Annotated in this window: 20 protein-coding genes; 12 read left to right on the top strand and 8 right to left on the bottom strand. The window is 50.5% G+C overall.

Going from position 1 to position 21,702, the window contains the following annotated elements; genetic code table 11:
- Window positions 1-64: 64 nt before the first annotated feature.
- Entirely contained in the window at window positions 65-1,480 is a 1,416-nt protein-coding gene (locus HY774_05535) for an aminopeptidase P N-terminal domain-containing protein (GenBank protein MBI4747928.1), read from the bottom strand.
- 21 nt (window positions 1,481-1,501) lie between these two features.
- Window positions 1,502-3,913, bottom strand: a complete 2,412-nt coding sequence (locus HY774_05530) for a GAF domain-containing protein (protein MBI4747927.1) — start codon at window positions 3,911-3,913, stop codon at window positions 1,502-1,504.
- A gap of 512 nt (window positions 3,914-4,425) precedes the next feature.
- Here HY774_05530 and ndhC point away from each other — a divergent pair.
- The 6 genes from ndhC (at window position 4,426) to nuoF (ending at window position 9,405) form a co-directional block, all read left to right on the top strand.
- On the top strand, window positions 4,426-4,818 hold the full coding sequence (ndhC, locus tag HY774_05525; GenBank protein ID MBI4747926.1) for an NADH-quinone oxidoreductase subunit A: 393 nt from the start codon (window positions 4,426-4,428) through the stop codon (window positions 4,816-4,818).
- 111 nt (window positions 4,819-4,929) lie between these two features.
- A complete protein-coding gene (gene nuoB, locus HY774_05520; GenBank protein MBI4747925.1) occupies window positions 4,930-5,451 on the top strand; it encodes an NADH-quinone oxidoreductase subunit NuoB in 522 nt (173 codons plus the stop codon).
- A 17-nt stretch (window positions 5,452-5,468) separates the two neighbouring features.
- Complete coding sequence (locus HY774_05515) at window positions 5,469-5,963, top strand: NADH-quinone oxidoreductase subunit C (protein MBI4747924.1); 495 nt, start codon at window positions 5,469-5,471, stop codon at window positions 5,961-5,963.
- A 144-nt stretch (window positions 5,964-6,107) separates the two neighbouring features.
- Window positions 6,108-7,376, top strand: coding sequence for an NADH-quinone oxidoreductase subunit D (locus HY774_05510; protein ID MBI4747923.1), 1,269 nt, complete (start codon window positions 6,108-6,110; stop codon window positions 7,374-7,376).
- A 173-nt stretch (window positions 7,377-7,549) separates the two neighbouring features.
- Window positions 7,550-8,014 carry an NADH-quinone oxidoreductase subunit NuoE gene (gene nuoE, locus HY774_05505; GenBank protein MBI4747922.1) on the top strand — a complete coding sequence of 155 codons (465 nt, stop codon included), beginning with the start codon at window positions 7,550-7,552 and terminating at the stop codon, window positions 8,012-8,014.
- Window positions 8,015-8,133: 119 nt separating this feature from the next.
- Entirely contained in the window at window positions 8,134-9,405 is a 1,272-nt protein-coding gene (nuoF, locus tag HY774_05500; GenBank protein ID MBI4747921.1) for an NADH-quinone oxidoreductase subunit NuoF, read from the top strand.
- A gap of 355 nt (window positions 9,406-9,760) precedes the next feature.
- On the opposite strand, the gene HY774_05495 is transcribed toward nuoF, so the two are convergent.
- Window positions 9,761-10,261 carry a hypothetical protein gene (locus HY774_05495; GenBank protein MBI4747920.1) on the bottom strand — a complete coding sequence of 167 codons (501 nt, stop codon included), beginning with the start codon at window positions 10,259-10,261 and terminating at the stop codon, window positions 9,761-9,763.
- 197 nt (window positions 10,262-10,458) lie between these two features.
- Between HY774_05495 and HY774_05490 the strand changes: the two genes are divergently transcribed.
- The 5 genes from HY774_05490 to HY774_05470 all read left to right on the top strand — a co-directional run bounded on the left by HY774_05490 (window position 10,459) and on the right by HY774_05470 (window position 15,552).
- Window positions 10,459-11,280 carry a hypothetical protein gene (locus HY774_05490; protein MBI4747919.1) on the top strand — a complete coding sequence of 274 codons (822 nt, stop codon included), beginning with the start codon at window positions 10,459-10,461 and terminating at the stop codon, window positions 11,278-11,280.
- Between the two features lie 45 nt (window positions 11,281-11,325).
- A complete protein-coding gene (locus tag HY774_05485) occupies window positions 11,326-12,318 on the top strand; it encodes a hypothetical protein (protein MBI4747918.1) in 993 nt (330 codons plus the stop codon).
- A gap of 3 nt (window positions 12,319-12,321) precedes the next feature.
- On the top strand, window positions 12,322-13,803 hold the full coding sequence (locus HY774_05480; GenBank protein ID MBI4747917.1) for a hypothetical protein: 1,482 nt from the start codon (window positions 12,322-12,324) through the stop codon (window positions 13,801-13,803).
- The gene (gene aroB, locus HY774_05475; GenBank protein MBI4747916.1) at window positions 13,800-14,948 is read left to right on the top strand and encodes a 3-dehydroquinate synthase; all 1,149 of its coding nucleotides are present in this window, start codon (window positions 13,800-13,802) and stop codon (window positions 14,946-14,948) included. Before HY774_05480 ends, aroB begins: the two co-directional genes overlap by 4 nt.
- 220 nt (window positions 14,949-15,168) lie before the next feature.
- Window positions 15,169-15,552, top strand: a complete 384-nt coding sequence (locus HY774_05470; protein ID MBI4747915.1) for a hypothetical protein — start codon at window positions 15,169-15,171, stop codon at window positions 15,550-15,552.
- A gap of 312 nt (window positions 15,553-15,864) precedes the next feature.
- Here HY774_05470 and HY774_05465 read toward each other — a convergent pair whose 3' ends face one another.
- Genes HY774_05465 through HY774_05455 form a run of 3 tightly spaced genes read right to left on the bottom strand, consistent with a single transcriptional unit; the run spans window position 15,865 to window position 17,955 of the window.
- Window positions 15,865-16,428, bottom strand: a complete 564-nt coding sequence (locus HY774_05465; GenBank protein ID MBI4747914.1) for a GrpB family protein — start codon at window positions 16,426-16,428, stop codon at window positions 15,865-15,867.
- A 42-nt stretch (window positions 16,429-16,470) separates the two neighbouring features.
- The gene (locus tag HY774_05460; protein ID MBI4747913.1) at window positions 16,471-17,295 is read right to left on the bottom strand and encodes a metallophosphoesterase; all 825 of its coding nucleotides are present in this window, start codon (window positions 17,293-17,295) and stop codon (window positions 16,471-16,473) included.
- 27 nt (window positions 17,296-17,322) lie between these two features.
- Window positions 17,323-17,955, bottom strand: coding sequence for a hypothetical protein (locus HY774_05455; protein MBI4747912.1), 633 nt, complete (start codon window positions 17,953-17,955; stop codon window positions 17,323-17,325).
- A gap of 159 nt (window positions 17,956-18,114) precedes the next feature.
- On the opposite strand from HY774_05455, the gene HY774_05450 reads away from it, so the two are divergent.
- Window positions 18,115-19,785, top strand: a complete 1,671-nt coding sequence (locus HY774_05450; GenBank protein MBI4747911.1) for a hypothetical protein — start codon at window positions 18,115-18,117, stop codon at window positions 19,783-19,785.
- A 56-nt stretch (window positions 19,786-19,841) separates the two neighbouring features.
- Here the strand turns inward: HY774_05450 and HY774_05445 are convergent, their stop codons facing one another.
- Both HY774_05445 and HY774_05440 read right to left on the bottom strand, forming a co-directional pair.
- Window positions 19,842-20,441, bottom strand: a complete 600-nt coding sequence (locus tag HY774_05445) for a DUF4276 family protein (GenBank protein ID MBI4747910.1) — start codon at window positions 20,439-20,441, stop codon at window positions 19,842-19,844.
- On the bottom strand, window positions 20,435-21,628 hold the full coding sequence (locus tag HY774_05440) for an AAA family ATPase (GenBank protein ID MBI4747909.1): 1,194 nt from the start codon (window positions 21,626-21,628) through the stop codon (window positions 20,435-20,437). Before HY774_05440 ends, HY774_05445 begins: the two co-directional genes overlap by 7 nt.
- Window positions 21,629-21,702 lie beyond the last annotated feature (74 nt).

Here is a 21,702-nt window from a genome sequence, read left to right as displayed (position 1 = left end):
CCGGAACCCGGAACCCGGAACCCGGAACCCGGAACCCGGAACCCGGAACCCGGAACCCGGAACCCTATTTCCGGTTTTCCGCCATCAGGCGTTCAATTTCATCTGGTTTGGAAGGAATGTTTTTCGAGAGTTTTTCCAATCCTTTTTCGGTGACCAGAAAATCGTCTTCGATTCGAATTCCAAGTTTTTCATCTGGAATGTAGATCCCTGGTTCGATGGTAATCACCGTGCCCGGTGCCAGCGGTTTGGTAAGATCCCCGACATCGTGGACATTCATCCCAAGATAGTGGGTCAGGCCATGGATGAAAAAATAATCCATCGGCAGGTTGTTCCCACCTCGCAGTGGGCTTTGGCTAAAGAAATCACGGACAACACGATTCAGGTCGTTGATCGTTGTCACGCCGGGTTTAAAGCCTTTGGTGGCTTCTTCCTGGGCAGCCAGCACCAGGTCGTAAATTTCACGCTGGCGTTTGGTGAATTTTCCATTGGCTGGATAGGTGCGCGTGATGTCAGCCGTGTACTGGCTGTATTCGGCGCCGATGTCAATTACCACCGTGTCGCCGTCGTCAATCTGCTTTTTGTTTTTGTTGTAGTGCAGGATGGTTGAATAAGTCCCTGATCCGACGATGCAGGGAAATCCGGCTCGTTCTGCCCCATTGCGCAAAAAGGCGCCGATGATGAGGGCTTCGAGTTCAAATTCATGCCGTCCTGGCGCTAAAAATTGGGCGGCGTCGCGTTGCGCTTCACCCGTGATATCAATTGCTTTTTGCAGTAAGGCAATTTCCGAGGCGGCTTTAATCTTGCGCAGTTCGGCAATTTTGGGGTTCACGTCTACAATTTGCAGGTTGAAGAGCGTCTGACGAAGCGTATCGGTGAACTCGCGTTCGCGGGTAAATTTCGCACCATTCCCGAAATCAATCGTGTAGAGCTTTTTCCAGTCGCTGCGAAATTCCGCATTGGTAATGTCATAGAGCACCCGGTAAAAATCGCTCGCCGACAGAACGCGATCTACATTGAACAATTTCGCCGTTTCTTCACCTGGGCCGATCTGCGGACCGGTCCAGCGTTCCTGGTTTGGGTTGCGTGGCGGAATAAACAGCAGTTCTTTCGCGCCCTGATATCCATCTGGCGCCAGAATCAAATAGGCGCCAGGGGTTTCCACACCGGTCAAATACAAAAAGTTGTCATTTTGGCGAAATTTGGTGTCAATCCCGTTGCCTTCGTCCAGATTGCCGAGCAGGACCACAATCCCGTCACGGGTTTGATCCATCAGTTTTTGACGACGAAGTTTGTATTCGCTGATTGGTTGATTGACCAGCGTTCGAACCGGTGCTGACGGCCCTTCGGCTGAAGCGGTTGGGACCGGCACCCAGTTGGAAAGCAGAAGCAGGGCACACCAGACGCCAAATCCGACCCGGCGAATGTGGCGTGAATTCAGGAACAGGCGGCTGAAATGCGCGCGATTGAGTACAAAGCCCATGATAAAACCTCTCTTAAAACATCAAAGCGGCGTCAAGCCGCCGCACTCCAAAGCAAGTTGTTTTTGAATCATTTCCGCCAGTTGATATTGCCGCACCGGCTTGGCCAGAATGCCGTCAAACATCGCTTTTTCCATGTGAGCCCGGTCGGTGTTGGTGACAAATGCCGTCAAGGCAACAACCGGTGTGTGTGCGGTGTGCGGTGATTTGCGCACCATGGTGAGAAATTCAAATCCATCCATTTCCGGCATATTGATGTCTGTCAGAATCAGTGCCGGCGTCCATTGCTCAAGAAGTTGCAGGGCGAGATGCCCACTTTCCGCCAGATGTGGCGTGTAGCCCAGGTGTTCGACCATTCGCCCGACCAGTCGAAGGACCAGCGGGTCATCCTCAACCACCAGAATTTCCTTTTGTGACGAATCGGCGCCGACTGACCCGTTGGTAGCTTCTGTCTGTGGTAGCGATTGGGTGTGGATGATTTTGGTGGGAAGTGGAAAGGTCAGGGTAAAGGTCGTGCCCTGGTTGCGGCCTGCGCTGGAGACGCTGATTTGTCCGTGGTGGGCTTCAATCAACGCTTTGGTAATGGTTAAGCCAATCCCCAGCCCCTGGAAGCGCCGTTTTTTGGTGCCTTCCTCCTGGCGGAACCGATCAAAGACATAAGGCAGGAACGACGGTTCGATTCCAATGCCGGTATCCTGCACCAGGACTTCAATCTGTCCTTCCTGGATCTGCGTGGTGACGGTGATCTTGCCATTGGGAGGCGTAAACTTCAGGCTGTTGCTCAACAAATTCCAAATGACCTGCCGGATGCGTTGGGCATCAATCGGCATGGCAGGCAGGTGGCTGTCCTGGCGTAGCTCAAGTTGAATTTGCTTGTTTTTGGCTTGCTGGCGAATCATCTGCAGCGCTTCTTTGATTGGCGCATGGATGTCAGTTGGAATCAGGTCAAGATCAAGCTTGTCATTTTGAATCCGCGAAAGGTCAATCAAATCCTCAATAATCTGAGTCAGCGCGGTTGATGAATTTAGAATGGTGTTGAGACCTTCGCTGAGTTCAGGGGTGCGCAGTCCCAGGTCTTTGGCATAGAGGGTATCAAGCAGTTCGGCCCAGGCGGTGATCGCGGTCAACGGGGTGCGGAGTTCGTGCGAGAGATTGGCCAGGAATTCATCTTTCAGCTTATTGACCTTGGCCAGTTTCTGGTTGGTTTCGCGCAACTCGTTGACCAGGTGGGCATTTTCGGCGCTGTGGCGGATGACTTCGTGGTGAAGCTGGGATTGATAGAGCGAAACCGCCAGATGATCAGCCACGGCCTTGACCAGCGTCACGTCGCTTTCGCTCCATTGGCGAGCGGTGTTTTGGTTGAGTTCAATCACCGCCGTCAATTTGTCCTGTGAAATCACCGGTACATACACCACGGCCCCGATTTCAAAAATCCGATGCAGGCTATTAATGGCAGCCGGCGCTGAATCAGCCGATGTATCGGGAAAGGACAGATGGTGGCCCTGGATCAAATCAGAGGTCACTGCTTCACGAATCGTCGGCCAGGTAGCGGCACCAGAAAACGCCGGGTCAAGGGCAAAACAACTGGCCCGAACCGAGCCGGAACGATCTGTATCTTCCAGTGTGTAGACCAGACACCGGTCAGCCTTGGTATGTCGCCCGAGCTGTTCGGCGGTCGTATGCAAAATTGATTCGGTGTCGAGCGTGCGCCGCATGGCGCTGACAATGCGGTTGATGGTCTCTTCACGGGCCGCAACGGCCTGGGCTTCCTGCAGGCGGGCTTCGGCCAGCGACAACAGGCGCAGGTTATCAACGGCAATCGCAATTGGATCCGCCACCAGCCGAATAATGTCCAGATCAACTTCGCTATAGCAGTTTGCCTGACGGCTGGTGAAATTGAGGGTGCCGAGTTTTTGTTCGCGGACGATGAGCGGGTACGACACCGACGACCGAAAGCCGTGGGCCAGCATATTGGGATGCGAGACAAATCTCGATTCGGCCTGTAAATCATTGCTAATCACCGGCTCCCCGCGATCAACCACCCACTGGGTCACCGTTCCGTCAGCCGGATTGCTGTTTCCGACCTGGAGCGAAGCCGGGTCATCTGATGACAGGGCATAGACCTGCACTCGCGTCCGATCTTCATTTAAAAAAGCCAGGCTGGCACGATCAAACGGCACCAGATGACGAACTTCTGCCGCAATCACTTCAAAAATCCCGTTTAAATCGCGGCTTGAATTCACGGCACTGCTGATTTTGACCAGTGCATCCAGGCGATTGCGTGCGGCCTGCTCCCGTTGGAGAGCCGCCTTGAGTACATTTGGATTAGCCCCGGTCGTGGGCGCTGTCATAAAATGCTCCGATGGGGGATTGGATAACAGCTTTTCCTCCGAACTGGTGGCCTGGGGGACGGAAGAAGATCGTTTGTCGTTCATTGTGATGTACGTTCCCTTGGCGAAAGAGTGGGTTTTAGCCGCAGGTCTCTCAGAACGCTCCCGGCACGCAATATAAAGAGTTTTGGAGTGGATGAAGATATCGTGACAGCAACTTGACTGATGAGAGTCTCACATAATAAGGATAAGAGGTGGTTTGGAGCAAGGGTGAGTGGTGATCTTCCAATCAGGGAAGGCAGCCTGTCCTTGACACTCCAAAGTCGGCTGGCCTAGTATCACGGAGCAAATTCTTGCCCCCGCGTTTTTCCTAACATCTTGACGCAGCAACGCTTTATGCCGATCAACCGGGAATGCACCCTGTTTCTGGCGCAAGCTTTGCGGCGCAAACGCCGTGGTACTCTTCAGTCCTCATGAATGTGTCTGGTGGTCGGTGCTTCCTCTTGAGACCCCTGCATGTCAATCGCTGACCAAAAACCAGAGACCTCGAAACCAAGAATGCGCATCGCCCATTGATCTGATATCCAATTTTTGCGCACTGCACGAAGGATTCCGTCATGCAACCTGACAGCTTGCTTGCCTATTTTCCGATTTTAATGGTGTTTTTTCTGGCCGCCGGAACAGCCCTGGTCATGCTCAATACGTCCCGCTTCATCGGCCCCCGCCTCAATACCCGTGAAAAGCTGATGCCGTATGAATGCGGGAAAGATCCAGTTGGGTCGGCCCACGAACGCTTTTCCGTGAAGTTTTATCTCGTCTGTCTGCTCTTTATTCTCTTCGACATTGAAGCCATTTTCTTGATTCCCTGGGCCGTGGTGTTTAAGGACCTGGCGGCGATTTCACCATCCTTCAAGATTTTTGTGTTTTCTGAAATGATGGTGTTTATTGCCATCCTGTTTATTGGGTATATCTACATCTGGAAAAAGGGTGTCTTTCGCTGGAACAAATAGGGAATGAAGAATGAAGAAGAACTTCCCTGATTGAGGATTCATACTTCATCTGGTTGATTACCAAAGAGTTAGGTGACTCAGAGTTCAGAATTCAGAAGTGAGGGTTGAGATATGGGTTTAGAGACAAAGCTTGCAGACATGTTGCCGGAAGTTGGTCTGACGACACTGGATTTTCTGGTGAACTGGTCGCGCAAATCGTCACTCTGGCCAGCCACTTTTGGGTTGGCGTGCTGTGCGATTGAAATGATGAATATTACCTCCGCGCGCAATGACTTAGCCCGGTTTGGCGCTGAAGTGTTTCGGGCCAGCCCGCGACAGGCGGATGTGATGATTGTGGCGGGCCGGGTTTCGCGCAAGATGGCTCCGGTCCTGCGCCGAATCTATGACCAGATGCCGGAACCGAAGTGGGTGATTTCGATGGGTGCCTGCGCCACGGCTGGCGGAATTTTTGACAATTACGCGATTGTGCAGGGCGTCCATCAGGTGGTTCCGGTTGACGTCTATGTGCCGGGTTGCCCGCCGCGTCCTGAAACCTTGATGTATGCCGTGATGAAGCTCCAGGAAAAAATCATGACCGAGAGTCTGCGTGATCGCAAAGACATTGATCTTTTAGAAGAGGTGGCTACGAAATGAGCATCAATGAAACTGCCATGGAAACCCTTGACGCCCAGCTTTCCACCGTAAAGGGGGCCACTGATACTCTGGCCGAACTGCGATTGCGGTTTGAAGATGCGGTCGAAGACATCAAAGTCCAAAATGGTGAGGTCACTGTTTACGTCAAGCGTGAATCCATCGTGCCCGTCTGCCGCTTCTTGCGCGATGAACCCAAATTGTTGTTTAACCTGCTGTCGGATTTGTGTGGGGTTGATCGCGGACTTGAAGAAGATCCACGCTTTGAAGTCGTGTATCACCTGTTTTCAATCCCCAATAAAATCCGGTTGCGGCTCAAAGTCCGCGTTCCAGAAGACGATTGTCAGGTGGCCACCGTGTCGGGAATCTGGGCCACTGCCAACTGGCATGAGCGCGAAACCTTTGATTTACTGGGAATTACGTTTGTCAATCACCCCGACCTCCGCAAAATTCTGACACCGGAAGATCTGGAAGGGTATCCGTTGCGCAAAGACTTTCCGTTGCGTGGGTACTGATTTCTTTTCGGACATAGGGCTTGGGGATGAAGAAGTTAGGATGAAGAATTGGTTTTATTTCATCCCTCATCCTTCATCCCTCATCCCTTGAGTCGCCCCAAGCCCTCAGCTCTCGATTTTCCGTCAACCATCAGGGAACAACATATGCCTGAAATTGCCACAACAACCGGGAATACAGTTGTTGATCTCGATTATGCGCCACAAGATAAGCTGGCTCAGCATATTCGGGAACAATCTGCCCTCGACAATACCGTCACCATCAGCATGGGCCCTCAGCACCCGTCAACCCATGGTGTGTTGCGGTTACAACTGGAACTGGACGGTGAAACCGTCATCCAGGCGATTCCAGACATCGGCTATCTCCACACTGGGATGGAGAAGCAGATGGAAACCAAAAAGTACCAGCAGAATATTGTGATTACCGACCGCATGGACTATCTCAACCCGATGGGGAATAACCTCGGGTATGTGATGACGGTCGAAAAATTGCTCGGGATTGTGGATGACATTCCGCCGCGAGCCCAGACCCTGCGCGTGCTGCTGACTGAATTGCAGCGCATTGCCTCGCATCTGGTCTGGCTGGGAACCCACGCCCTTGATCTGGGCGCGATGTCCATGTTTTTCTATTGCTTCCGCGAGCGTGAAAAGATTCTCAACATTTATGAAGCTGTCTGCGGTGGTCGCATGACGGTGAGTTACTTCCGCGTTGGGGGGCTTCCGTATGACGTGCCGCCGGGCTTCGCCAAGATGGTGCGCCAGTTTTTGGAAGAATTTCCAGCCGCCATCAAGGAATATCACGGGTTGTTAACCGGCAACCAGATTTTCCAGAAACGAACCCGAGGCGTGGGGCACATCAGTGCCGAAGATGCCATCAATCTGGGGGTGACCGGCCCGAGCCTGCGTGGGTCGGGATTACCGCATGACGTTCGTCGGAGCGAGCCCTATTGCGGCTATGAAACCTACGATTTTGATATTCCAGTCGAGCAGGATGGCGATATTTTCGCCCGGTATATGGTGCGCATGCGCGAACTGCACGAAAGCTGGAAAATCTGCCGTCAAGCCCTGGACCGCTTAAAACCCGGCCCGGTCAAGGCCAACACTCCGAAAGTTGTGTTGCCTGAGCGGGAAGAAATGAAGCACCAGATGGATGCGCTGATCCACCACTTCCTGCTGGCGGCCTATGGGTTTAGCGTCCCGGCGGGTGAAGCCTATCACGCGATTGAAGGCTCAAAAGGCGAACTTGGCTTCTATATCATCAGCGACGGTACGGAGCGACCCTGCCGGGTACACGTTCGTGGGCCGTCATTTGTGAACCTGCAGGCCCTACCGAAAATTGTCGAAGGCACCATGATTGCCGACGTGGTGGCAGTTATCGGCAGCCTCGATATCGTGCTCGGAGAAATTGACCGCTGAGGAAGACTGAAGAAAGTGGTTAGTGGTTAGTGGTTAGTGATTAGAAATCAATACTTTCCAAGAACAAAGAGCCAGGAACTAACCACTAACCACTAACCACTCATTGATTTCTTCATCTGAAACTCAGGGTTTATCACCACTTCTTATCCCTCTCATTCCCCGCTGAGATCACTATGTTTAGCGAACAAATCAACAAAAAAGCCGACGAAATCATTGCGCGGTACCCTGTCAAACGCTCTGCTATTCTGCCCTTGCTGCATCTGGTTCAGAATGAAGAAAACCAGATTAGTAAGGATGGCATGCGATTTGTCGCCAAAAAGCTCGGAGTTGAAATGAACGACGTGTATGAAGTGTTAACCTTCTACACGATGTATTTTACTGAGCCAATTGGTAAATATCATATTCAGGTATGCCGGACAATCAGTTGTTATTTGTGCGGTGCCGAAGATATCACCGCCCATCTGGTCAAGCGATTGGGAATCAAGCCTGGGCAGCGCACCGAAGACGGACGGTTCCGGTTGAGCGAAGTCGAGTGTTTGGGCTCGTGCTGTACGGCACCGATGTTCCAAATCAACTTTGATTACCATGAAAATCTGACGCCGGAAAAAATCGACCAGATTTTGGACTCGCTCCCGTAAGGAATTGAATTCATTCAGACTTTTCGTCGTGTTCTGGGCAAATGACCTGCCGGATGCCAGGCGCTGTTTGTGGCAAGGAAAGCTGGTGTTCAGGGCAAACGATACTATTTGAGGCAATCATGGAAATGAAGCTGCTTACCAAACGATTTGGGATGCCAAATTCTCAAAGCATTGATACCTACCTGGCGACTGAAGGCTATCAGGCGCTCAAAAAAGTCGTCACCACGATGACCCAGGATCAGGTGATTGATGAAGTCAAAAAGTCAGTCTTGCGCGGACGCGGTGGTGCTGGCTTCCCGACCGGACTCAAATGGAGTTTTGTGCCGCGCCAATCGCCCAAACCCAAATATGTGGTGTGCAATGCCGACGAGAGCGAACCAGGGACGTGCAAAGACCGCCCGTTGATGGAATATGATCCCCATCAACTGATTGAAGGAATGGCGATTGCGGCTTTTGCGCTTGGGGCCAAACTCTCCTACATCTACATCCGCGGCGAATACTGGTATCTCATCAAAATTCTTGAAACCGCGATTGCCGAAGCCCGCGAGCGCGGATATCTCGGCAAAAACCTGTTTGGAACAGACTTTGAGTGCAATATTTTTGTCCACCCAGGGGCAGGTGCCTACATTTGCGGCGAAGAAACCGCACTGCTCAATTCACTTGAAGGTCTACGTGGTCACCCACGCATCAAGCCGCCGTTTCCAGCCGTGGCTGGCCTCTATGGCTGCCCGACAATTGTCAACAACGTCGAAACCTTTACCGCCGTCCCGCACATCATCCTGAAAGGTGGTGACTGGTATCGGGGCCTCGGTACTGAAAAATCAGGCGGTACCAAGATGTTTTCGGTCAGCGGGCACGTCAACAAACCCGGAAACTTTGAAGTTCCAATGGGTTATCCCTTGATGAAGCTGATCAATGAAGACTGTGGCGGAATCCGGGGGGGACGCAAATTGAAAGCGATCATTCCTGGCGGTTCGTCGGTGTACATTATGACGGCCAAGGAATGCGAAGACGCCACGCTGGACTATGAAGGTATGGTCAAAGCGGGTTCTTCGATTGGGTCCGGTGGCGTGATTGTGATGGATGAAACCACCGACATCTTTGAAACCACGTTTAACCTGATTCACTTCTATAACCACGAATCCTGTGGCTGGTGTACGCCGTGCCGGGAAGGCACCGACTGGCTCTTGAAACTCTTCAAGAAAATTAAACGCGGCGATGGGACAACCGAAGATTTAAAGATCATCGAACGGATTTGTCCCAATATCGAAGGCCGTTCGCATTGCCCGCTCGGTGAAGCTGCCGTCTGGCCAATCACCAGTGCCATGAAGAAATTCCGTGAAGATTTCGAACGTCGGGTTCGCAAAGTTGAGACCGTGGCCGCTGATTAGGGTTCGGGGTTCCGGGTTCGGGGTTCGGGGTTCGGGGTTTTCGAAAGGTTCAACAGCTAGAAAAGGTGAAAGACGTGCTGGTCTTTCACCTTTTGTGTTTGGGGCTGGGAAAACAGCGAAAGGACGAAAAGGACATAAAAGACGAAAGCATGATGTGATACCAATTTGGGGTCAGGGTATCGGGGTCAGGGGTCAGAGAAACCCAATTCTTTCAATAATTTAACCTTGCCGTAATACGGTGGGTTCATTCCAAAATGGTGTGAACCTCCTGAGCTTGAGCTTCTAAGTTTTTGACTTTATGTCCTTTATGTCCTTTTCGTCCTTTATGTCCTTTTTTCTTTCCACCCCAACTCCCCTACTCTTTCGCCGAGTTTATCGCATCCACCAGATCCTCAAATTCCAACTCAATGGCGAGCAGGGCGTCTTTGACATCATCATTGCTACCGTGTTCGTTGACCACCCGTACCAGATCGCTGGTGGCTTCATCAAGAAAACTGAGCAATTCGTGGATGCCCGGTTCTTCTTCGCTTCGGACTGGCGGGAGTGGGGATTGCAGAATCTTTGTGCGCAACCGGCTCAGGACTGGGGTACTGCGGCGGATTCGGCCAAAATCCTTGTTTGGCAATGCCTGCTTGACCAGTGGGGAAAGGGCTTTATGAAATTCAGCCAGTTCTCGGGTTGGGAAGGCCGTGGGTTTGGATCTGGCGGTTTGGGCGCTGACGGTTGACCCCAAAAACAAGATCACCAGCAATCCCAAACCGCAAATCTGGATACCGGCGAGCCGAAAGCGTTCAATAAACCCCGAGAAGCGAACGTGTTGAAGACCTGTTTTTTGGTCAACATGAATGGTTTTCATGGCTTGGATCTCAAAACTGAAACCTGTGACAGGTTGAAATTTGGGGAAGATAAAAGTAGTCTGGCAGTCCACACCGATCAATGTGTTGATGGCTGTACCCGCCAACGAGGTGCGCTCAAAGACGTCCCACACATTGCTGATTTCATCCATCTGGAGGCAGTCATGCAGCCCAATTGGGTTGCAAGTACACACCACTTATGCAGAAGAAGATATCCGTTCGTCAATCCTCACGTTTTTTGACCGTTTTAGGCAGTGCCCTCTGTTTGCTGGTACTGGTTGTTCCAACCTGGGCAGATGTGATCCGAATGAAAAACGGCCAGGCCATTACGGGAAAAATCGTCAGCTACAGTGATCGAAAATTTGTCATTGTGTATGAAGGGGCTTCGGCTGAGTCACGAGCGATTATTGCCCTGGATGACATTGACAGCGTTGAATTTGATGGTCGTCCGTTACCGTCTGGGTTTGGTAGTTCCTATGGAGAAAAGTCACCGACCCGAACCGATACCTACACCAGTCCCTCAGCGACTTCAACCCAACCTTCCGACCCAGGAACCGGTGCTTCAACCTCCGGCACCACAACCACTGAGCCGCCAGTTACTGGTGAATCTGATCGTACGACCACTCCAACCACCAATCCTGAACCACCACGACCAGCCGTCCCACCCGTGATTGGGTTTGCAACCGTTGTGGCCAAAGAAGATTGGACTTACGCCAAAATTGATGTCGAAAAAGGAGACCGGGTGACAATTTCGGCGGATGGCACCATTCAACTTGGAAAAGGGTTTGAAGCTTCTCCGGATGGGATTGAAAGCGAGGACCCTGGAAAACTCGTGGCTGACCGTCCGACCGGAGCACTGATTGCGGTGATTGGTGATGACAATGATGAATTTTTATTCATCGGAAAATCACGTGAATTTACTGCCCCCCGCAGCGGAAAGCTCTTTCTGAGTGTCAATGAAAATGACTTAGCCGACAACTCAGGCAGCTATACTGTGCGCATTCAAGTTGAGAAACGATAGCGATTGCGGATAGCGATTTTTCTGGTTGCCTGAGTTGGATAAACTATGGGAAAGCGTCTTTATTTACTTGAGCCTGAAGGGATTACGGGTGGAAGAGTCTATTTGCGGATGGTTCACGAGGCGCTTGCTCCCTACGCTTCACTCCACACGCTGGTGGACCACAAACGGACAGGCGATCCGCGTCGCAATCGCCGATTACAGCATCTCTGGCGGACCGCCTGGTCACTTCCCTGGTTTGACCGAAATGCCTTCTTTCTCTGGGACGATTTCAGCTTCTGGTTGTTTCGCAAGACCATGCGGCAGCGAGCCATTTTTATCCTGCACCATTATGATCCAACGATTCTTCGCACCTGGCAGGAAGATTGGCTGTGGGAGAAAACGCTAAAGGCACTGGCTGACTGTTTTGAAGTGGTGTGTGTGTCACCCTACTGGCAGACGTTTCTGGCTGAGCATCATATTCGATCACGGGTGATTTACAATGCCTATGATGTCAACCTGATTGACGCCATCAATCTGCTTCCCAAAAGCGACCTCAAAACAAAATTCAATTTTCCACCAAACAAGCCAGTGGTGTATGTCGGGCGTGTCAAACACAATATTGAAGTCCGAAAATTGACGGAGTTTATTGACCACCACCCTCAATACCACTTTGTGACCACTGGGAACAAAGCTGTATTGAATGCCCTGATGCCCAACACCAGCCTTTCCTATTCAGCGTATCTCGAATTTCTCAGAGCCTGTGACGTGGCGATTTTTCCATCAACCGTGCTGGAAGGGTGGGGACGGTGTGCGACTGAAGCCATTTTGGTGCATGTCCCAACTCTTTTGAACCCGGTTGCGGGGATGAAACAACTGGCTGAACTGGCCCGGCAGCCGTTTTTGGATTGGAACTGCCTTTCAACCCAAATTCAGGCGCAGCTTCAAACACCGATGGAAACCAGACTTGCCGCCTATACCCAGGTTGCCCGATTCAATCAGGCGTACTTTCAACAGGAGTGGGTGCATTTAGTGAATGAGCTTCAATCCGGCCAGAACTGACCTATGAATTTTGATGAGTATCGAGTTGAGTTTCAGACGTTTCAGACCGCCCTCAATCTGGCTCTGTGCCAGGGGTGGCGGTCTATAAACCCAACTGAACCAATGCCTGGATCCATATTTAGCCGATTTCAGGACCTGTTTACTGATTCGGGGCTCGATACACTTTCCAAAGAACGCGAAGCTGCCAAACCGCGAGGGGAATCGGCACGGCGGGCGATTGAGACATTGATTGTTTTTGCCCAAACCGAATTTGTTGAAATGCAGGCTCGCGAAGTGAGTCTGGAACTGGCCCGGGCCACGAGTAAGTATCAGTTGCAGTGGAAAAGCGAACCACTTGGTTTTTTTCAGGCTGAACGCCAATTATCGCAACTCCATCCTCGACACCATCCCGAAGCGCTGACTCGACAGTGGGAAAATGCGCTGGCATCACTGGTTGATTTGTACGTGGAACGCATTGTTCGGCTCGATGAAGGCGCCGCGCGGCTGGGCGTTTCGAGTTGGGGAAAACTACAGGTTGACCAGGCTCAGGCATTCGGATGTGAATTTTCATCACTGCTAAGTCTCTGCGAATCGTTCCTGCACTTGACCGAAAACCAATGGAATCAGGCGCTTTCCCTCTGGGCCAATGAGTTGTGCCGCTCAGTTGTCTCTCTTCGTCGGGCTGATTGTGTGAGTTGGGGGCACGTCGGAGCGCTCAATGAATTCTTCCCGGCTGAAAAACTGGTGCGATCTTATGAGGCGACGGTTCGTGGGTTTGGCGTCCGGCCCTGGCAACAACCAGCGCTTCGGTTTCAGGCCGTTTCTCAACTGCAACTCTATTGTGCCCGAGTTCAGATTCCAGATGACATTCGGGTTGGGTTTCAATCAGACAGTGGATGGAATGCCTTTGTCCGCTTTTTTCAAACGGCGGCAATGGCCCAACAGGCAGTGTGGACGTCCCGCCAGTTGCCGATTGAGCTTCGCTATGGTGCCGACACTTCTGTTCGCCAGGGGTTTGCGGCGTTCTTTGGGCAATTATTGCTGGAAAAACAATGGTTAGGGGAAATGCTGGACCTGCCGTTGCCCCAACGCATTCTAAGCCCGGTTCGCCGGGCAAAGCTGTGGGAACTCCGCGAAGCCGCTGCCTGCCTGCTCTGTGCCGCCAGGTATTTTCAAACCACCCCTGGGGAACCCCGCCCGTCGCTCGAACAGGTCGCCAGACGTTTTTCAGAGTTGATGCAGATCGAATACACCCCATCTGAGGCACTCTTTTTACTCAATCGCGGGTTTGAAGCCGGGGTGACCGTTCGAGCCTATTGTTTTGAAGCGCAGTTGAGAGACTATGTGAAAACCCGGTTCGGATACTGGTGGCGATCCCGCCGGGCAGGGGACCTGGTGATTGATTTATGGAATACCGGGCATCGCTACACCCTTGAAGAACTGGCTGCCCAAATTGGACTTGGAGCTCTCAATGCTGAAGCCCTGAGTGAGGATTGGAACCGATGACGGAAACCACAATTGTTGAAGTGGCCCTGGGAGAGCGATCTTATCCGGTTTGGGTTGCCGCCGATGTATGTCGCCAGGCTGGTCAGGCAGTCAACGACCGGCTTGGAAAGTATGCCCGCACGGTGGTGATTGTTTCAAATCCAAAGGTGTGGAGGTTGTATGGTTCAACCGTGGACGCCAGCCTGCAGCAAGCTGGAATTCGCACCCTGGTTTTTTTGATGGGAGATGGGGAACGCTTTAAGACGATTCAGACTGCCAACCGAATCTGGTCCTTTCTGATTGAACAGAAAGTGGAACGCGAAGCTTCGTTGCTCGCCCTTGGTGGTGGCGTAGTCGGGGATATGACGGGATTTATCGCCGCCACCTACCTGCGTGGAGTTCCCTATGTTCAGATGCCAACCACGCTGCTGGCCCAGATTGATAGTTCAGTCGGCGGCAAAACAGCGGTCAATCATCCACGAGGCAAGAATCTAATTGGTGCCTTTCATCAACCGGCACTGGTTCTGATTGACCCAACGACGCTCCAAACACTCCCAAAGCGTGAGTGGAACGCGGGGTGGTGCGAGGCGCTGAAGTATGGTGTGATTCGGGATGCCTCGTTTTTTTCCGAGCTAGAGCACTTTCTCCCGTTTCCAACCCGCCGAGTCAGTACCTGGAGTTCTGAGGATACCGCTTTTTTGCGTCAGGCTATTGCCCGATGTTGCCGCATTAAAGCTGATGTGGTGGAGGCTGATGAGCGGGAAGGGGGGCTTCGGCGAATTTTGAACTTCGGGCATACGTTTGGTCATGCGTTTGAAGCCGTGACCCGGTATCGGTGGTTCCGTCATGGGGAAGCGGTGGGATATGGCATGATTGCCGTCTTTGAGCTGGCACTCCAACTGGGGATGTGTACTGAGTCGGCTGCCAATCGGGTACTGGATGTTGTTTTGGGTTTGGGTCACCTGCCAGGGCTGGATCTGCTTGATGGTGATGAGGTTCTTCAAGCGCTTCAACTCGATAAAAAATCAAGCGGAGGCACCGTTCGGTTTATTGTGCCGACAACCATTGGTGAAGTGGTGGAGATTCCATCTCCAGAAGCCACGGTGTTAAAGGCAACCCTCAGGACTGTCCAACGAAAAGTAAGTGAGTGGAATGCTTCAGGTTGACGACTGCGCCTATTTTCATCTGGTAGTCCTTTGGATCTTATGCCAATATTGAGTTCTTGATCGAGTCACCACTTTCGTTCATCATTCACAAAACCCATTCAAATCAACCAGGAACAAATCTGAAAGCAACAATCTGCGCTCAGGTTTTAGGAATAGAATTCTGACTTTTTCGAGAAGAATTATTTTCCTCGAAATTTCAATTTGAAGAAGGAGTTTAGGCATGCGCATTCCAGCACTTATGAGACGGCGGTATTCAGAGCGAGGAGAGGGCAAAGGCCAGTTTTATGTGACGATGTTGGTCCTTGGGGTGGTTGGGTTTGTTCTCTTCAAAATTATTCCAGTGTGGTACACCACGACTGAGTTTAATAACAAAGTTGGGGAACTGGCGAGTGTGGCTGCCTTACGTGGATATAAAGATCAAAAAATCAATGATGAATTTGTCAAAATTCGAAACGATGCCCGCATGCCTGAAGAAACTGAGTTCACCATTGAACGAAAAGGGAATGACCTGGTTCTCAAGTTGAAATACACCGTGCATATTGACTTTATTGTTTATGCCTATGACTGGGAGGAAAGTAAGTCGTTTACCTTTGGGTCGGTTTAGGGAAGGTGAGACTTCACATTGATCGATCCCTTTGTGAATGGTCAGATGCTGAGCTCTGGTAATCGAATAATCACCCGTTCTTCAGGTTGAAGTTTTGAGTTCAGGACTGAAGACCGCCGGGTACAGTCACCCAAATTCCTGGCGGTCAGGTCAGGCCGGTTTGTGGCCAGTAATTCACTAAATTTATTTAATGGAATGACTTGACTGTTTCCTGAAACAAAAAGCAATTGATCAAGAAGTTAAAAATTGTTATTCGATTGGGTCGTGATATTGGCTGAAATAAAGTTCACCATCATAGTCAATCAAGCCGATTTATTGATTATAAAAGCTTTTAGCCTGTTCAGTAGCCTTAATAACAAATTCGGTTTTGCCTTTTGTGTAAGTAATCCGGTCGGCTGGATATTGTTCTGCCAGAAGGCGTTTGAGGCTGGCATATTGACAGGCAATGTCAGGATTTTCGCGCAGGTAATCACGAAACAGAAGCCGTTCCCAGAGGATCGAATCGGCTTCGACCAGATGGAGATGGTGAGTACGTTTGCCTTCCAGATTGCGCTTGATAAACCACGCATAGGGTGGGGAAACATCAATCCGCCAGAAGTAGTCGTAGCCTTGAGACTCCAGCGCCGGAGCGATGAGTTGCTGGGCTTCGGTCAGGCTTCGGACTTCAACGAGCAAATCAACAATCGGTTTGGCAACCAGCCCTGGAACCGCCGTACTGCCGAAATGTTCAATGCGGCCAAGGGACCCTTCCGGCAAAAAATTGCGCAGAAAGGCGGCTTCGAGATCAAACAAGCGCGGCCAGTCGGGATTGTATGGCGATAGATCAATTTCTTCGCGGATCACTTCGACAATCCGCTGCTCAAGGTTTTTCTTCATCAGAGAACCCCCTTTCCGAACAGTTGTCAAATTTCAACCCTCTTACTGAACTTCGTTGATCTCGCCGTCCTGATTCGCTTCGAAGATCGCTACCGACTCAGTGCCCTGATGGACATTGGCCAGACAGCAGATAGTCATGGCCTCATTTTTTGAGGATTGAAGCTGCCGCCGGTACTTTTTGTGCATATGACCGCACAAAACCAGTTTCGGTGATAGCCAGTGCATGACGATCTCACTCATTTCGTTTCCAACGCAGTCATAGCGCATGCTTCGGCGGGCCTGCTCAAATTCAGCCTGGTCGGCTGGGTCAATGATATTGGCAGGCCATTCGTGGAGCAGCAGGATATCAATGTTTCGCTCAAGACCCAGGAGCAATTGAAGGTCTGATTCATTGAAGTAAATAAACGACTTATTGCTGATCGTCCCAAACAAACTCACGTCAGGTCGAGGTTGAGAAAACCAGTCCGAATTGTAAATTGCGGACAGACCAGCAATGGTAAATCCGCCATCAAGTTCGAGCCATCCTGAGCGGCCAAGGTAGCGGCAATTCTCAGTCAACCATTCGCCTTGTGGAAACTGGTCCAGGTAGCCATATGGTTCGTGATTGCCGCCAATAAAATAAATCGGCCAGGGAAAGGATTGCCAGCCTTGATGATAATGGTGAAAATCACCCAAATCACGATATTTGGACGGCGCGGCCATGGTTTGGAGGTCCTGTTCGTCGCGATGGGGTTCGAAATCTCCAACTTGCAGAACGAATTCAATCTGGATGCCCCGCTTTTTCTCCATACCTGAGAGCAGGGCAACCATACGCTGCATTTCTCCGTGAACATCTCCGACGGCACCGAAATAAAATGGCTTTTCCATAGCATTGTTTTCACTGTGTGACAAACTTTAATCTCTCAACCGCCGGATGGCTTTCATCTGTTCAGCAAACCGCCGGAGATGGTCATCTAAATTCCAGTGTTTGTTCGCATTGAATTCTTCCCAGGCTGGCAGGAATTGAGCTAGAACATTCGTTCCGTTTTGTTGATCAAGATAAGCGATTGCCCCCATTGCTTCTCCCTGGTCATACCATAAATCTTTCTGTTTCAAGTAATAATCAAGATAGTGTGTCAGAAAATCAACTGATTCCGTAGTATTAAAGGTTGCTAGTGCGAGACAGTATCCCTTTCCGGCATAACACATATCACTGCGGAGCAAAAGATAGCCGATAGGGATTTCCAGCAGTCCATAATTTTTAATAGCGGCAAACATTGCTGCTACAAGGCGAGGTCGCCAGTTGAATTGAGCGAGCAACTCTTTCACCAGGTCAATCGTGATTTCATTGCGGACAGGCAGAAACCGTTCAGCAAATTCTTCAGATTGTAAGTCAGTCATATAAAAGGGTTTCACCCAGTACAACAGTTGGTCGTGGTTCATTGGAGTCAACCTGGTCAAAACCGGCAGGTCGTGAAACGGACTCTGGTGGCGCACGATGGCACCAGCCGTGTGTAACAGGACTTCATCGAGATGGTTTTGATCCATATACTTTTGCTCGATTCTTGAAAATCCTGGTTTCATTCCACACCAGGAATTGTTGCAACCAGAACGTGGTTTATTTCACTTACCCGGCCAAAAGCACCGAAATGCTTTGTTCGTGCAGTCTCTCACCTGAATTTTTTCATTCTCCAAAGGAAGAAACCCGTGAAACGAAACCCCATTGCCCTGATGATATTTGTGATTTGGTTGGTGCTTCAACCAGTTGGAGTACAGGCCCAACAAAATCCTGATGCACTGGTCACCCAGGCTGAACAAGCCTACGCGAAAAAAGATTATGCCCGAAGTGCCGAGTTGTTTGTGGCAGCGACCAAAATCCAAACCGATGATTCCGGGTTGTTCTATAACGCCGCCTGTGCCTGTGCACTGGCTGGTCGAAAGGACGATACCTTCGATCTACTGAACCGGGCGCTCAAGCTTGGGTATGGGAACTCAGCCCAACTCAAACAAGATACTGATTTCCAGTCAGTGCGCGAAGATCCACGCTGGCAACCCACACTGGACGCCTGCGCCCGCAACGAAAAGCGGCTGGCTTTGATGTGGAACAACCTGGCGCTCCAGTCGCCCTATCGTGAGAATCTGTCCGAAGACGAAAAAATCGCTGGTCTCTCAAAGTTGTGGGCTGAGGTCAAGTTCAACTTTGCCAATTTTGATCTTGTCCCAGAACTGGATTGGGACAAACTCTATCTGGTGTACCTTCCAAAAGTCCGGCAAACCAAAAGTACCGATGAATATTATCGGATTTTGGCCGAACTGGTTGCTCAATTAAAAGATGGCCACACCAATTTGAGTCCTCCAGATGAACTGGCCTTGCAGTGGTATGCCGTTCCGGCGCTTTCGACCAGAATGATTGAAGATCGGGTCATGGTGCGCCGGGTTTGGGATCCACAACTGGTGGAAGCCGGCATTCAACCAGGGCTGGAAATTCTGGAAATCAATGGAATGCCAGTCAAAGCGTATGCCGGGAAATTCATTCAACCCTATGTTGCTGCTTCGACTCCACAGGATGCGGAAACCCGGTTGTTTTCTTATGAATTGCTCCGGGGGCCGGTTCAGCAAGCCCTTGAACTGACCTTTCGAACTGAATCTGGCGAGATCTTCAAAAAATCGGTGCCGCGTTTGAACGGTGAACAATGGGCGGTTTTAAAACTTCCACCATCCCCGATCCTGGAATTTAAAATTCTGGAGTCCAATGTTGGGCTGCTGGTGCTCAACAGCTTCAACGACGGCAAAATCGAAGCCGAATTTGCCAAAGTCCTTCCGCAACTGATGACGACGGATGCACTGATCATTGATGTTCGCAACAATGGCGGAGGAAACAGCGGTTACGGATGGAACATCCTGGCTCATTTGACGGATAAACCCTTCAAAACCTCGATGTGGCGGACACGAATGTACCGACCCTCGTTTCGTGCCTGGGGACGCGGCGAAAGCTGGTATCATGGGCAGGTTTCAGAAGTGGCCCCGCTGCTCGACAAGCCATATGTAAAGCCCGTCGTGGTGTTGATCAGTCCGCGTACTTTTTCAGCGGCTGAAGATTTTGCTGTGGCGTTTGATGCGATGAAACGCGGGACGCTGATCGGAGAGCCCACCGGCGGCAGTACTGGTCAGCCGTTGAATATTCAATTGCCGGGTGGCGGTGGCGCACGCATTTGTACCAAACGCGACACCTACCCGGATGGCAAAGAATTTGTCGGCGTCGGTATCCAGCCCCAAATTCTGGTGAAACCGACCCTGGCAGATTTTCGCGCCGACCGTGACCGGGTGCTTCTGACAGCATTAGACGAAGTCAAGCGACTCCGACAGGCGGCACGATAAACGGCAGGCTGGTGGTTTGTCTGGTCAAAATCCTTCAAATCACCAGCCGGATTGGTTCAAAGTTGATCTTTGAGAATCCTCACAACTCGAACAAAGCTGGGCAGATGGTGTTCTAAAACAGTCGGTGACAATTTTCCAAGAATTTCAAACGACCGCTTTCCTTTTTTGTAAGCATTTGAGCAATTGCGAGTTGCGTGTTCCAGGCTCTCTAAAACTTCTTTGCGAGTGCGTTCTTCAAGCTTTTTCAACGGCAGAAGTGCTGATAACTGAAGGTCACTCCCAAAGTGTTTTTTCAGTGTTTCCCGGTCAGCCACAATCCAGGTTTCCATGCACGTTGTCATAAAAAGTACCTGACCATCAGTGGCATCTTCAGGTTTTTCCCAGTTGTCACGGTTCAGCAAGTGTTCCCAGGTGGCTTCAAGGTCGTCCAATGGGTCTTCGCTGTCAATCCATAAACCGACAAAATCATAGTTGGATTTTTTGACCTCGGTTTTGAACTGATCAAAGGCCCTATGCCTGCCACCGCAAGGTTTTAAGGTAGGGAGGCGGTTGGTAAAACCACAACTGATTAAAAGTTTATGAAATCCTTTCCGACAGCGGCTCTTCAGTTCATTTGAATCACCACCACCTTCAAGAAAAATTATGGCCTTTACCATCGAGTTCCTCCGATCTGACCTGTCATCCAAAGCTGTCCAAGTCGGTAGTTATCCAGCCACTCAGTTAAATCTTCTTGATTCAGTCGTTTCATTTCAGTCTGACCGTTGTGTTTTTCGCACACCACGACAAATTCAGGATGTTCAGTCAAAGCGTCAATCAGAATATCGGAATGTGTGGTCACAATGAGCTGGGTTCGATTTGATGCTTCAACGAGAAGGTCAGCCAGGTCTGGCAAAATATCTGGGTGGAGACCCAGTTCAGGCTCTTCAATACAAATCAACGGCGGGGGTGTCGGAGCACACAAAATAGCGAGCAGACACAAATACCGGAGTGTCCCATCTGACAACCGTGTGGCTGGAATGGTGAATCCACCTTCAGTCAAAACCACTTGCACTGTGCTGCCACCTTTAATATTGATGTCAAAATCAGTGATTCCAGTGTAAAGATCCTTCAGTGCTTCTAAGACTGCGATTTTAGCGTCGGCAGTTTGGCGAAGTTGGTTTAAAAATATCCCAAGATTGGAAAAATCTTCTTCAAGGCGATCATCTCGGGTATCCGTTTTCTGTGGCTCCCGAAAAATAGTGTTACGCCCCAAAGCCCACTCTCGATAAAGCCTTATTTTTTCATAAACTTCAGCCAGATAAGATACTTCTGGGTAAAGTTCTGGATCACGGCGTTGAGCTAAAATTGATAGGTTTGGGTTGATGGTTTCCCGTGCCAGTGGTCGTTTCTTATTTCCAGCCATATTCATTACTGGGCGACCTTGCTGAAAACGATAATAAAAGTAAGTCTCCTTTTCTCTCCCAAAAGGAGCTTTGTTCTCAATTCGTTCATCCTCAAATTCAAAGCGTTGATTATTCTCACGAAATTCAATCACATGCCTGATTGGTTGTTTTCCGTGCGGATATCTGAGTACCATATCAATGGTTGCAGTCCCTGTTTTGTTTCCCTTCCAAATCCATTCTTCAACACCACCGCCTCGACGAATAACAGCAGCCATATCTCCAGGAGCAGCCCGCATAAGTGCAATTGTTTCAATCAGATTTGATTTACCTGAGCCATTCGGCCCAATGAGCACATTCAGGTTTTCCATCGGCAAAGTCTCGGTTTGTGGGCCGAATGACAACACGTTGCGCAGGGTGATTTCCTGCAATAAGCGGTGATCTGTGGCGCTTGCTTTGGTCATGGTCTTTTTCCTGGTATTGAAAGCTTTCTGGGAGTTGGTTTTCAAATGTAGCACACACTGCAAGTGGTGAAGAA

Source organism: Acidobacteriota bacterium (genome assembly GCA_016208495.1).
In the GTDB taxonomy this organism is placed as follows: domain Bacteria; phylum Acidobacteriota; class Blastocatellia; order Chloracidobacteriales; family Chloracidobacteriaceae; genus JACQXX01.
The sequence above is the reverse complement of the archived record's forward strand: the minus strand, read 5'-3'. Positions and strand labels throughout refer to the sequence as shown.